Origin of the sequence: Streptomyces sp. NBC_01508, from assembly GCF_045040315.1 — a bacterium.
GTDB lineage: Bacteria > Actinomycetota > Actinomycetes > Streptomycetales > Streptomycetaceae > Streptomyces.
The window spans coordinates 2,934,317-2,946,204 of the sequence record NZ_CP109419.1; the positions used below are offsets into that span (position 1 = coordinate 2,934,317).

At 70.3% G+C, this 11,888-nt stretch carries 13 protein-coding genes; 4 read left to right on the forward strand and 9 right to left on the reverse strand.

Annotation, left to right across the window (positions count from 1 at the left end; genetic code table 11):
* Positions 1–93: 93 nt before the first annotated feature.
* A complete protein-coding gene (locus OG700_RS13305; protein ID WP_405613135.1) occupies positions 94–408 on the forward strand; it encodes a hypothetical protein in 315 nt (104 codons plus the stop codon).
* A 23-nt stretch (positions 409–431) separates the two neighbouring features.
* Positions 432–842 (forward strand): tail fiber domain-containing protein, encoded by a 411-nt coding sequence (locus tag OG700_RS13310; RefSeq protein ID WP_405613137.1) that lies wholly within the window; start codon positions 432–434, stop codon positions 840–842.
* A gap of 99 nt (positions 843–941) precedes the next feature.
* Here the strand turns inward: OG700_RS13310 and OG700_RS13315 are convergent, their stop codons facing one another.
* The 3 genes from OG700_RS13315 to OG700_RS13325 all read right to left on the reverse strand — a co-directional run bounded on the left by OG700_RS13315 (position 942) and on the right by OG700_RS13325 (position 3,423).
* Entirely contained in the window at positions 942–2,273 is a 1,332-nt protein-coding gene (locus OG700_RS13315; RefSeq protein WP_405613139.1) for an RNA polymerase sigma factor, read from the reverse strand.
* A 67-nt stretch (positions 2,274–2,340) separates the two neighbouring features.
* The gene (locus tag OG700_RS13320) at positions 2,341–2,712 is read right to left on the reverse strand and encodes a YciI family protein (protein ID WP_405613141.1); all 372 of its coding nucleotides are present in this window, start codon (positions 2,710–2,712) and stop codon (positions 2,341–2,343) included.
* Between the two features lie 33 nt (positions 2,713–2,745).
* Entirely contained in the window at positions 2,746–3,423 is a 678-nt protein-coding gene (locus OG700_RS13325) for a DUF998 domain-containing protein (protein ID WP_405613143.1), read from the reverse strand.
* A 154-nt stretch (positions 3,424–3,577) separates the two neighbouring features.
* Here OG700_RS13325 and OG700_RS13330 point away from each other — a divergent pair, with 154 nt between their 5' ends.
* On the forward strand, positions 3,578–4,015 hold the full coding sequence (locus tag OG700_RS13330) for a hypothetical protein (protein WP_405613145.1): 438 nt from the start codon (positions 3,578–3,580) through the stop codon (positions 4,013–4,015).
* Positions 4,016–4,092: 77 nt separating this feature from the next.
* On the opposite strand, the gene OG700_RS13335 is transcribed toward OG700_RS13330, so the two are convergent.
* The 3 genes from OG700_RS13335 to OG700_RS13345 all read right to left on the reverse strand — a co-directional run bounded on the left by OG700_RS13335 (position 4,093) and on the right by OG700_RS13345 (position 7,346).
* On the reverse strand, positions 4,093–5,133 hold the full coding sequence (locus OG700_RS13335; protein ID WP_405613147.1) for a vWA domain-containing protein: 1,041 nt from the start codon (positions 5,131–5,133) through the stop codon (positions 4,093–4,095).
* A 349-nt stretch (positions 5,134–5,482) separates the two neighbouring features.
* Positions 5,483–6,751: an Ig-like domain-containing protein gene (locus OG700_RS13340; protein WP_405613149.1), complete on the reverse strand. Its 1,269-nt coding sequence runs from the start codon at positions 6,749–6,751 to the stop codon at positions 5,483–5,485.
* Positions 6,752–6,929: 178 nt separating this feature from the next.
* On the reverse strand, positions 6,930–7,346 hold the full coding sequence (locus OG700_RS13345; RefSeq protein ID WP_405613151.1) for a hypothetical protein: 417 nt from the start codon (positions 7,344–7,346) through the stop codon (positions 6,930–6,932).
* 114 nt (positions 7,347–7,460) lie between these two features.
* Here OG700_RS13345 and OG700_RS13350 point away from each other — a divergent pair, with 114 nt between their 5' ends.
* A complete protein-coding gene (locus tag OG700_RS13350) occupies positions 7,461–7,739 on the forward strand; it encodes a hypothetical protein (protein WP_405621669.1) in 279 nt (92 codons plus the stop codon).
* Between the two features lie 68 nt (positions 7,740–7,807).
* Here the strand turns inward: OG700_RS13350 and hutH are convergent, their stop codons facing one another.
* The 3 genes from hutH to OG700_RS13365 all read right to left on the reverse strand — a co-directional run bounded on the left by hutH (position 7,808) and on the right by OG700_RS13365 (position 11,881).
* Positions 7,808–9,385: a histidine ammonia-lyase gene (gene hutH, locus OG700_RS13355; protein WP_405613153.1), complete on the reverse strand. Its 1,578-nt coding sequence runs from the start codon at positions 9,383–9,385 to the stop codon at positions 7,808–7,810.
* A gap of 456 nt (positions 9,386–9,841) precedes the next feature.
* Positions 9,842–10,999, reverse strand: a complete 1,158-nt coding sequence (locus tag OG700_RS13360; RefSeq protein ID WP_405613155.1) for a diguanylate cyclase domain-containing protein — start codon at positions 10,997–10,999, stop codon at positions 9,842–9,844.
* Positions 11,000–11,077: 78 nt separating this feature from the next.
* Positions 11,078–11,881 (reverse strand): enoyl-CoA hydratase/isomerase family protein, encoded by an 804-nt coding sequence (locus OG700_RS13365; RefSeq protein ID WP_405613157.1) that lies wholly within the window; start codon positions 11,879–11,881, stop codon positions 11,078–11,080.
* Positions 11,882–11,888 lie beyond the last annotated feature (7 nt).

Here is an 11,888-nt window from a genome sequence, read left to right on the forward strand (position 1 = left end):
GGAAGAGGCCCGGAAAGCCACGTGCCTTTCGGGGGCATTGGGCCGTTAGGGGTGTCGCGGACGCAGTCGGCGTCCCGGCCGGAAGGATGCCCGATGTCCAGGAAGCACGTTGCCCGCCGTCTGCTGGTGCTGACCGCCACGGCGGCTGCCGGTACAGGCGCGTTGAGCGTTCCGGCCGTCGCGAGCACGAACATTCTGGCGGCCGGCAATGCCGCTTACGACACCACGATGATCAACAAGGGCCGTGCGGTCACGGCGGCCGGTGTGACGGCCTACGGCAGCGGGCTGGGCAGCGGTCTGGTCCAGCTGCCGGTGGACAGCCCGCAGAACCGCGGCGGTGGGGGCAGCCTGCTCTTCTCGGATCGCGGGCTGAAGACCGACGTCACCGCGGTGGTCTGGGAGCGATGAACTACCGTCGGCTGAAAGGGTCCTTGACCAGGACATGGAGGCCGGTCCTGGCCAGGACGCGCCCGCGGCAGGGGGCTTCCGCGGCCGGTCTGGCGTCCGACGCCGTGTCGGGTGCGGTACGTGGCGGCGACCCGGTCAACGGCTACCAGGTGCTGGAGCGGTTGACACAACTGCCGGTCAGCACATGGCGGTACCACTGGGACCCGCCACACGTACGCCACCTGGGCCCGATGGCGCAGGACTGGTGGAAGGCGTTCGAGGTCGGTGAGAACGACCGGACGATCTGCTGCACCGATGCCAACGGAGTGGCCATCGTCGCCATCCAGGCACTGCACCGGGAACTGACCGAGCTACGGAACGAAGTCGCGGCCCTCCGAGCCCGGAGTTCACCGGCACACCACCCCGGCGATCCCGGAGCCGCCGGCCCGGGATGACGGGTCGGAATGACGGGTCGGCCCGTGATGACGGGTCGGCCCGGAGCAGGAGCAGCCGACGTACGTATCACCGGAAGCCCGCCGTGCCTCGGTGCGCCGTCACCCGTCAGGGTCGCGTGGGGCGGCCCGCTGGGAGGCGTGGTCGTCCTCGCCCCTCTCCACCGGGCGGTCGGCTTCGTCGAGCAGATAGCGTCGTTCGACCCTGTTGTCCGTCAGGCCGGCGGCCTCGCGGTACAGCGATGTCGCCACGCCCGTGTCGCCGGTCATCTGCACCAGGTGGGCACGTACCGCGCGTTCCCGTTGCCGAGTGAGGGGGTCCTCGTCCAGTCCGTGGCGCCGGTTGAGATCGTCGAGCAGCGCCAGCCCTCTGGCCGGCCCGAACGCCTGGGCCACCGCGACCACCCGGCTCAGCCGCACCGGCGCGGTCGGGGTGAGCCGTTCCAGCCACAGGTACAGCATCGCGATCTGCGGCCAGTCCGTCTCCTGCGGGGTCCCGGCGGCCGCGTGCAGGGCCGCGATCGCCGCCTGAAGTTGGTACGGACCCTTCTCACGCCGGTTCCAGACGCCGTCGATCAGTTCGGTGCCCTCGCGGATGAGGCCGCGGTTCCACCGTGACCGGTCCTGCTCGTCCAGGGGCAGCAGTTCGCCGTCGTCGCCGGTGCGCGCGGCGCGCCGTGACTCGGTGAGCAGCATCAGCGACAGCAGGCCGGTCACTTCGGCGTCGTCCGGGACGGTGCCGGCGAGCGTCCGGGTCAGCCGGATCGCCTCGCCGGTCAGGTCGGTACGGGCGAGTTCCTCGCCGGTGGAGGCTGTGTAGCCCTCGTTGAAGATCAGGTAGAGCACCCGCATGACGGCGGCCATCCGGCTGTCCCGGTCGGCGGCGGTCGGCGGGGTGAAGCGGGCTCCGGCGCGGGTGAGTTGCTCCTTGGCTCGGCTGATGCGCGTTCCCATGGTGGCCTCGGCCGTTCCGTAGGCGTGCGCGATCTCGGCGGTCGTCAGGCCGCCGACGGCGCGCAGTGTGAGCGCCACCTGGGAGGTCTGGCTCAGCGCCGGGTGGCAGCAGAGCAGCAGGAGCGTGAGGCCGTCGTCGGTCTCACGCGCGGGGTCCGCCCGGCGGTCCGTTTCCCGCATCGCCAGTTCGGCCGCCCCGACTTCCCGCTCGCGCCGACGCCGCGCCCCGTCGGAGCGGAGCAGGTCGACCATCCGCCGGTAGCCGATCCGGATCAGCCAACTGCGCGGATCCTGTGGCACACCCTCGGCCGGCCAGGTCCGGCTCGCGGCGAGCAGCGCCTCCTGGACGGCGTCCTCGGCGGTGTCGAAGCGGCCGAAGCGCCGTACCAACGCGCCGAGGACCTGCGGGGCTTCGGCGCGCAGCAGTGTCTCCAGATCCACGGTGCTGCCCGACCGCTCGCTCAACGGCCCGTCGCTCATCGGCCCGTCGCTCATCGGCCCGCGTGGCGCGGTGCCCGCACCGGGCCACGCCGGGGACGACGGCCGGTCATGCCGTGAAGTCCTCGCCCATGATGGGCCGGATCTCGATCGGCTCGCCCAGCACGTCGACGATCCGGGAGGCGATCTCCACGGCCCGCTCCCGGCCGGCCACGTCGATGACGGCAAAGCTGGCAAGGACCTCTTTCAGCTCGGCGAACGGCCCGTCCGTCGCCACCATGCCCTGCGGCGTCCGGCGGACCGTGGTGCTGACCGCGGGGTGGCCGAGGCCCTCGGTGCCGACCAGCTCGCCGCTCTCGATCAGCTCCTGTTCGAACCGTTGGTACACGGCGAACGCGGCCAGTGCTTCCGGGGACGGGGCGTCGGCGGTCGATGCGTCCCACGCGGCGGCCGATGTGTAGCCGAGCAGCAGATATTTCATGGTGGATCATTCTCCGGTCGTGTTCGGCCGATGTTAAGGCAGCTCAGAGCGTGTGCGCCGCAGGGACAGCGCGAAGGCGGTTGTCCAGGTGAAGCCGACCAGACCGTTGACGGCGATCTGGATGCTCATGCGCTCCGGTGACATGGGCAGGAGCAGGACGAGAGCGGCGGCACCGCTCAGGACGGCCGGGACGACGGACCGGCGGCGTACGCACCGTACGGTCACGACGACCGCGGCGACGGCCAGGGCGGTGAAGGCCACGGCGGCCGAGACCGAGTGCGCGACACCGTGCCAGGACATCTCGGCGACCGGCCGGTCCGGCGTGCCGACCGGGAAGCCCTTCTCCGCATCCATGGGGAACACGCCCGCGGCGATCAGACCGATACCGAACACCCCGACGCAGATGGGCAGCGCCCGGCGCCCGAATCCGTCGCGGGCGGTGCGTCCGATGCCGATGGCCAGCGAGAGACCGCCGAGTCCCGCGAGTACGAATGTCGTGATCTGGATCCAGCCGAGGCTGCCGGTGGCGAGCTGGCTGATCGGGTGCCGGGTGATGTCGAAACCGTCACGGGTGACGATCTGGAGTACCGCCGACGCCGCGAAGACCGGCCCGGCGAGAGCACCGGCGACCAGCAGCCGGCGCGTGGAGCGAGCGGCCGAAGGCGCGGGGGCCCCGGCGGTGACTGTGGTGGTGGTTGCTGTGGTGGTCATGACTTCCTTCCCGGTGGGTTCTCGCGGCTACCTCGTGGCCACCCCCCGGATCTCGACATCTCCCGAATATGATCCAGGCCACAGATCTCGGATGTCGAGAACAGGCAGGCGGTTCCGAGGTAGCCGCGAGAACCCACCGAGCAAGGAGAACGAGATGTCCGAGACCAACCCGCCGAGCACCGAACTGACGGCCCTCGACCGCCTGGTCGGCACCTGGTCGGTGACCGGCGGAGCCGAAGGAACCGTGCGGTACGAGTGGATGCCCGGCGGCTTCTTCCTGATCCAGCACGTCGAACTCACCCAGTTCGGCGAGCCGGTCACCGGCATGGAGCTGATCGGGAACCTGCGCCCGTTCGGCGAACCGGCCGGCACGGACGTGGTGTCGCGGTACTACGACTCGAACGGCAACACCTTCGACTACGTCTACGAACTGACCGGCGACAAGCTGACCATCTGGGCCGGCGCCAAGGGGAGCCCGGCCTACTACGAGGGCACGTTCAGCGCCGACGGCACCACGGCGACCGGTGACTGGGTCTACCCCGGCGGAGGCGGCTACACGTCGACCATGTCCCGGATCTCAGCCCGGCCCTGAGCGGTGAGGTGAGCCCCGCCAGTCGGGCCGGCGGGGCTCACCCGGGGAACCGGCGGGGCTCACCTGGAGAACCGGCGTCAGATCATGAGCAGCAGCCGGGTGTGGGCGACGAGCTTGCGGTTGACGCTGGTGCTCTGGACGAAGATGGTGAAGTCGTCGTTGTGGTCCGGCTTGACGCGGACCTCGGTGGCGGGCAGGCCGAGCAGGCTGCGGGCCGCCGGTCCCGTGTAGACACGGTCCGTCTTCTTCTCAAGCACCGCTATCTGCTTGCCCGCCTGGACCTTCTCCGACTTGCTGAGCTGGTAGAACGCACAGCCGGTGCGGTAGGTGTGTCCGCATTCGGTGACCCACTCCCGGATTCCCGCTTCGCGGGCGACCGGAATCAGCTGGTACTCGGATGCTTTCACCGGGGTGAGGCCGGCTGCTTTGATGGTGTCCTTGTTGACGGCGTCGGCACCGGTGGAGAACACCGCCCGCGACCCTCGGATGCCCTTCGCACGCCCCACCATGAAGTTCTCGGTCGCCTGCTGGATGACCTGCCCGGCCTCCTCCAGACCCTGTGTGCTCGTGGCGTCCCAGATGGCGATGTTGTCCTTGGGGAAGCCGCACTGCATGGCCTCGCGCTTGCCCATCTGGTCCGGCACCAGGACGGCCAGCGTCCAGTTGTCCGCCTGCGTCCGGGTGAGCCCGGCCACGGCATTGACCAGTTCCCGAGGATCCGTGGCGGGGGCGTCGGGGCAGCGGTGGCTCGCGTTCTCCTGTCCGTCGGTCAGGACGAACGTCAGGAAGCTGTGGTCGCCGTAGAGTTGGGCGGTCTGGGCCAGCTCGCTCTGCGACTTCAGCGTGGCCGCGAGCAGAGCGGTCATGCCGCTGGCCCGGTAGAGCTGCTTGAGGGACGGCATCCGCAGCACGTCCTTGTCGTAGACGACGCACTCCACCGTGTTCGCGAACACGTACACCGTGACGCGCGTTTCCTGGTCCAGCTCCTTCGACCGGCGGGCCAGATAGGCGATCTGCTGGTCGGCGACCTCGACGACCTTGCCGCTCAGGTGCGACATGGACGAACTGGCATCCAGGACAAGAGCAACGTGGTTGATGTAGTTCTGAGTTACGGACATGACAGCTCCCCCTCTTTCCGGCTTCCCGGCTCGATGCACCGATCGTCTCACCCACCACTGACAGTCGATCTTGGTCTGCGGGAGACGGGGGAGGGCGGGGGGCGGGGGGCCGATGGAGGCGGGGGGCGATCACCAGCCGGCCGCCCTCGGGAACGAGAAGTGGCCCAACCAGAGTCCGGTCGGGCCACTTTCACGCGAGGAGGAGGGCCGTCGTGACGTCTGCGTAAATACGCGGAGAAACAGAGCACCCCCGGACGGAATTCCGTCCGGGGGTGCTCGCTTCTGCTTGCTTCTGCTTGCCTTTGCTTTCCTTTAACGACGCCTGACGGAGCGGAAGGGCAGGGCTGGATCAGGCGGCGGAGCCGGCCTTCCAGTCCGCCCAGTTCATGTTCCAGCCGTTGAGGCCGTTGTCGGGCGCGATGGTCTTGTCCGGGGAGTTCTTGACGATGACCACGTCACCGACCATCGACTTCTCGTAGAACCAGGCGCCCGCCTGGTTGGGGTCGTTCGCACCCTTCGCGTCGTTCAGGCCGACGCAGCCGTGGCTCGTGTTGGCCGAGCCGAAGATCGAGTCGTCGCCCCAGTAGTTGCCGTGGATGAAGGTCCCCGACGTGGACAGCCGCATCGCGTGCGGGACGTCCTTGATGTCGTACTCACCCTTGCCGTCGTCGTCCGTGAAGCCGACCGTCGCACCGTTCATCCGGGTCTCCTTGAACATCTCGGAGACCACCATCTGACCGTTGTACGTCGGGTTCTCCGAGGAGCCTGCGGAGATCGGGATCGTCCTGATCGTCTTGCCATCCTGCTGGACGGTCATGGTCTTGGTCTTGGTGTCGACCGTGGAGACCTGGTTACGGGCGACCTTGAAGGTGATCGTCTTCTGCTGGACCCCGAAGACGCCGTCCGCGCCCTCGACACCGTCCAGCGCCAGCTTCAGGGTGACGGTGGAGCCGCCCTGCCAGTACTGCTCGGGACGGAAGTCGAGGCGCTGCGAGTTGAACCAGTGGCCGACGACTTCCTGGCCGCTGCTCGACGTGACGGTGACCCCGCCCTGCACGGCGGCCTTGTTGGTGATCCCCTTGTCGAAGTTGAGCGAGACCGGCATTCCGACACCGACGGTCGAACCGTCCTCGGGCGTGAAGTTGCCGATGAAGCTGTTGTTCGGCGAGACGGTGGTGAAGGACGAATTCTCGTGGGCCTCACGGCCCTTGGAGTCCTTGCCCGTGGCGGTGATCTTGTACGTCGTGGAGCGCTCCAGCTGGCCGTCCGGCTTCCAGCTCTTCGCGTCGGCGGCCAGCGTGCCCTTGACGGCGGCCCCGTCGGCGGTGGTCATCTCGACCTTGGTGAGCGTGCCCTTGCTGACGGTGACCTTCGCGTCGTTGTTGATACCCGCGTTGTCGGCGCCGTTCTTGGGCGAGATGGCTATCTGGGCCTCCGACGTGTCCTTCGCCGCGGCCTCGTCCACCTGCGCCTGCGAATCCTTCGAACGCTCGGCTCCGGAGTCTTTATCACCGTCGCCACCGCTACAGGCCGAGAGCACCAACACTCCGCCGAGCAGTGCGGACGCGGCCGTGAGGCCCTTGCGCCGCTTGCCGTTCGTCATCACACGCTTCTCCATCGTCGCCGCTTCCCTGCCGTTGACCTTTAAGAACACCCTTACCGGTCCACCCGGTTCCACATCGGACGAAGATGTGGGCAACGCCACTCGCGGTTCGGGATGTACAGGAGTGGCGCATATGTGAAGCCCCGGTTCGCATTCGACCGCGCCCCGGGGCCAAGGGTGTCACGCTCGCGCGCTAAATCCCGCCGGGGCGTCCGATCTCCCCGCCGCCGACGCCCTCCGCGTCACCTTTGTCGCCGTCCGTCCCGTCGTCCTCACCGCCACCCTCGTCCCCCCGCTCGTCCTCGTCCTCGTCCAGATCCCATTCCACGGATTCCGGGTCGTAGTCGATCTGCTCACTGCTCCACGAGGCCTGGGCCAGCTCCACCCCGGGTACGTCGCCGACCAGATCCGACGGCTCCACGAGATACGCCAGCGCCTCGGCCTCGTCGTCCCGCACCGCCGACCTGGCATGGTCACGTTCCTCGTCCGGCAGGGAGTCGTCCGCCGCGATACGGGTCAGCGCGGCGGTGGCCAGCTCTTCCGAGTCGCTGATTTCCAGCACCAATTCGACGTGCAGTCGGACAAAACGGGATGTCTCAGGAGTGCTCATAACCGGAGCGTAAGCCTCTTGCCCCAGGTGACTTTCCCGCGACCCGCTGCTTTCACTAGCATCGGCGCACCCAGCCAATTCGGCGTCTTCCCAAGGGAGATCGATTACGTGTACGTGTCCGTCGTACGCCGACCGCTGCTGACGGCCATAGCCGCCGGAATCCTGCTCTGCGCCATGTGGTTCGTCCCCTCGGCGAACGCCACGGACGAGCAGAGCACCGGTCAGCAGCAGTCCGCCGCAGCGGCCCAGCAGGACCCGGCCGGGCTCACCCTCGCCGACACGGGAACGGGCGTGGACACCACGCCCTACCTGATCGGCGGGACGGTGTTCCTGGGCGTGGGCGCGGCATTCGTCGCGCACTCGGTGCGCAGGAGCGCGCGCACCGCGCTCTGAAGCGGTACGAGGAGGGGGCCGCCCGGCTGCCGGGCGGCCCCCTCCTCGTACGTCCCCCCGGCTCAGGCTCAGGCCAGCGGGCCGGTCACCGGCTCCACAGCGGCCACCAGCCGGCCCTCGTGCACGAACGCCTCGGCCGCCGCGAGATCCGGCGCCAGGAACCGGTCCGGGCCAGGCCCCTCGATCCCCGCCGCGCGCAGCGCCTCGACGGCGGCGCGGGAGGCGGGCGCGGGCATCAGGCCCGTACGCAGCTCGATCGCGCGGGTCGCCGCGTACAGCTCGACGGCGACGATGCGCGTCAGATGCGCGACGGCCGTACGGAGCTTGCGCGCCGCCGACCAGCCCATGGACACGTGGTCCTCCTGCATCGCCGACGACGGGATGGAGTCCACGGACGCCGGGACGGCCAGCCGCTTCATCTCGCTGACCAGAGCGGCCTGCGTGTACTGGGCGATCATCAGGCCCGAGTCGACACCAGGGTCGTCCGCGAGGAAGGCGGGCAGACCGTGCGAACGGTTCTTGTCGAGCAGCCGGTCCGTGCGGCGCTCGGCGATCGAGCCGAGGTCGGCGGCGACGATCGCGAGGAAGTCCAGGACGTAGGCGACGGGTGCGCCGTGGAAGTTGCCGTTGGACTCCACACGGCCTCCCCCAGAGCCTTCGGCCTGGGAGGTACCCCCCAGCAGTACGACCGGGTTGTCCACGGAGGAGGCCAGTTCGCGATCGGCCACGATCCGGGCGTACGCGAGGGTGTCCCGGCCCGCGCCGGCGACCTGCGGGGCGCAGCGCACGGAGTACGCGTCCTGCACCCGCGGCGCCGCGTCCTCCTGGAAGTGCCCGGTCAGCCCGGACCCGGCGAGCACCCGCGACATGTTGTCGGCGCTGGCGCCCTGGCCGGGGTGCGGGCGAATGGCGTGCAGCTCGGGGGCGAGGACCTTGTCCGTACCGAGCAGGGCCTCCAGGGTCAGCGCGGCGGTGATGTCGGCGGAGGTGTAGAGCCGCTGGAGATCGGCGAGGGCCATGACCAGCATGCCGAGCATGCCGTCGGTGCCGTTGAGGAGCGCGAGCCCCTCCTTCTCACGCAGTTCGACGGGCGTGATGCCATGCGCGGCCAGCAGCTCGCCTGCGGGCCTCAGGACACCGTCCGGTCCTTCCGCGTCACCCTCGCCCATCAGGGTCAGCGCGCAGTGCGAGAGCGGCGCGAGATCGCCGGAGCAGCCGAGGGAGCCGTACTCGTGGACGACGGGCGTGATCCCCGCGTTCAGCACGTCCGCCATGGTCTGCGCGACCTGCGGGCGTACGCCGGTGTGCCCGGACGCGACGGTCTTGAGCCGCAGGAACATCAGCGCCCGCACGACCTCACGCTCGACGCGCGGCCCCATGCCGGCGGCGTGCGACCGCACGATGTTGCGCTGGAGCCGCCCGCGCAGATCCGGGCCGATGGCGCGGCTGGCGAGCGCGCCGAAGCCGGTGGAGACGCCGTACACGGGCTCGGGCTTGGCGGCGAGCGCGTCGACGATCTCGCGGGCCGCGGCGAGCGCGGCGAGGGCGTCGGCGGAGAGCTCGACGCGGGCGTTGCCGCGGGCGACGGCGACGACGTCCTCGGCGGTGGTGCCGGACGGCCCCACGACGACTGTGTGCATATCCATATTCAGGAGCGTACGGATTGAAACTCAACGTGTCACTAGGAGGTGCCCGGGTTGGTTGTACCGGGTCCGCGCCTTGCGGGCCGGTGGTCGTTCTGGCCTCAAGCGCCGGCCGGGCTGGGTGGTTGCGGTGGGCCGGGTTGGCTGGACCGGGTCCGCGCCTGCGGGCCGGTGGGTGGTTGTCCTCAATCGCCGGACGGGCCGGGGTGGTTGCGGCGGTGGCCGGGGGACGGGGGCGGAGGGTGGGTGTGTTCGGACACTCAGGCTGATTTGTGTCGCGTGGACAACCCGGTCCCGTCGGGTCCAACGAGCGTTGCACGCGGCGTAAATCACGCCGTCCGGACACACCCACCCGCAGACCCCGCACCCCGCCCACGACCGACAACCGCAACTCACCGCAAGCCCGCCCGGCGCTTGAGGACAACGACCACCGGGCGGAACCGGCAAACGCACCCCCGCTCAGCCGGACGACCCACCACGCGTCATCCCCCGGAACCGCCTCCGCTCCCCCGAAGGCGCCCCCGGCGGCTCGTCCGCAAGCCGGACCACCCCGCCGTCCCGCCCCGCCACCACCGGCCCCACCGACCGCGCCGCCTTCGCGCGGTACTGCGCCGCGTCCGCCAGCCGGAACAGCCGGCGGGCCGACGGCAGCGGCCCGATCGCGTCGCCCGTCGAGGCGACCCCGCACGCCACCCCCTCGCCCAGCTCCAACTCCGCCGCCCGGCGGCAGAGTTCGTCGGCGACCTCGACCACCGCGTCCGCCTCCGGCCCCACCGTCAGCAGACAGAACTCGTCACCGCCCAGCCGCGCGGCCAGCGCTCCCGGCAGCCGTGCCCCGCACAGGGAGAGCAGCGAGCCGAACCGTTCCAGCAACCGGTCACCGACCGCGTGGCCATGCGTGTCGTTGACCCGCTTGAGGCCGTTGAGGTCGCAGACGACCAGACTGACGACCGACCCGTCCGTACGGTGCCGCGCGACCGCCTCGTCGAGGTGCATGTCCACCGCGCGGCGGTTCGCGAGCCCCGTCAGCGGGTCCGTGAAGGCCAGCCTGCGGACCTCTTCGAGCCGTTCCGTCTGCGCGATCCCGGACGCCACGACCGACGCGATGACCGTCGCGAAATCCGCGTCGGCGCGCTCGAAGGCCGGTTCCCCGAGCGGCCTCGCCACGTACAACTCCCCCCACGCCCGCCCGTGCAGCACGATCGGCGCGACGACGCAGCACCCCCGGCCACGCCTGCGCAGCGCGGCGACCCGCTGGTGGCAGTAGCCGGGCGCACCGGCGGCTGCGGCCGGTCCTTCGACCGTCTCGACCCACGCGTTGGGCTCGCCGCCGCCCGCCCACCGCTCGTGCAGGAACTCCGCGATCTCGGGGAACCGGTGCACGGGATACGACTCGTCCTCCGGGAACTCCTCCTCCCCCTCCGCCAGGCCCCCCGCGTTCACCAGGACCTTGAGCTGCCCGAGGTCCCGCTCCCACACGGACAGCGCTGCGAAGCTGCCGGCCAGCGCGTCACGCGCGCCGAGCGCGGCGGCCCGCCAGGACTCGTGCGGGGTGTGCGCCGAGGCCATGGCCTGGGCAAGCTCCACCACGGCTCGTAGCCGTACGTCCTCTCCCATCACCCCACCTTAGGTCGCTTTGGGGTGATTTGATCACTCGGAGCGAGAGGTCGTCACTCTCCGTCCGCAAGTCGGGGGCTACTCACCGGGCCACTGCGGCTTCCGCTTCTCGTTGAACGCGGCGACACCCTCCCTACGGTCCCCGGAGAAGGCCACCGACCGCCACGCCGCGTCCTCGACCTCCAGGCCGGCCCGCAGATCGAGCCCGTGCCCGAGCCGTAGCGCGCGCTTCGCCGCCCGGAGTCCGACCGGCGAGTTCGCGGCGATACGGGAGGCCAGCGCCAGCGCCTCGGTGCGGTCGGCACCCTCCTCCACGAGCTGGTCGACAAGGCCCAGCTCATGCGCCTCGCCCGCCGCCAACCGCCGTGCGGTGAAGATGAGTTCGGCCGCGCGGGCGGCCCCGACGCGGCGCGGCAGCAGTTGCGTACCGCCGCCGCCGGGGATCACGCCCACCGAGACCTCGGGCAGCCCGACGACCGCCGTCGGGTCGGCGACGATCAGGTCGCAGGAGAGCGCCAGCTCGAACCCGCCGCCGAGGGCGAAGCCGTGCACGGCGGCGACGGTCGGCATCGGCAGTTCCAGGACGCCGGTGTACGCGGCGCGGGCGGTCGGCCGCTGGCGTACCAGCTCGGCGTCGCTCAGCGAGTTCCGCTCCTTGAGGTCCGCGCCGACGCAGAAGGCCCGCGCGTGGGTCGAGGTGAGGACCGTGACCCGGACGTCCCGGTCGGCACCGAGCACCGCGCAGGCCGCGCCGATGGAGCGGGCCATCTCCGTCGAGACCGCGTTCATCGCCTTGGGCCGGTCGAGCACCAGCTCGGCCACATGCCCGTGCCTGCGCACCGCGACGTACTCCCCGAACCGCTGGTCACTCTCCGCGCCCACCGCATCC

Bases quoted from the DNA above. Each gene is read 5' to 3' on its own strand.
- OG700_RS13335 (WP_405613147.1), bottom strand. From the start codon at position 5,133: ATGTCCGTAACTCAGAACTACATCAACCACGTTGCTCTTGTCCTGGAT.
- OG700_RS13305 (WP_405613135.1), top strand. From the start codon at position 94: ATGTCCAGGAAGCACGTTGCCCGCCGTCTGCTGGTGCTGACCGCCACG.
- hutH (WP_405613153.1), bottom strand. From the start codon at position 9,385: ATGGATATGCACACAGTCGTCGTGGGGCCGTCCGGCACCACCGCCGAG.
- OG700_RS13360 (WP_405613155.1), bottom strand. From the start codon at position 10,999: ATGGGAGAGGACGTACGGCTACGAGCCGTGGTGGAGCTTGCCCAGGCC.
- OG700_RS13315 (WP_405613139.1), bottom strand. From the start codon at position 2,273: ATGAGCGACGGGCCGTTGAGCGAGCGGTCGGGCAGCACCGTGGATCTG.
- OG700_RS13325 (WP_405613143.1), bottom strand. From the start codon at position 3,423: ATGACCACCACAGCAACCACCACCACAGTCACCGCCGGGGCCCCCGCG.
- OG700_RS13345 (WP_405613151.1), bottom strand. From the start codon at position 7,346: ATGAGCACTCCTGAGACATCCCGTTTTGTCCGACTGCACGTCGAATTG.
- OG700_RS13320 (WP_405613141.1), bottom strand. From the start codon at position 2,712: ATGAAATATCTGCTGCTCGGCTACACATCGGCCGCCGCGTGGGACGCA.
- OG700_RS13330 (WP_405613145.1), top strand. From the start codon at position 3,578: ATGTCCGAGACCAACCCGCCGAGCACCGAACTGACGGCCCTCGACCGC.
- OG700_RS13340 (WP_405613149.1), bottom strand. From the start codon at position 6,751: ATGGAGAAGCGTGTGATGACGAACGGCAAGCGGCGCAAGGGCCTCACG.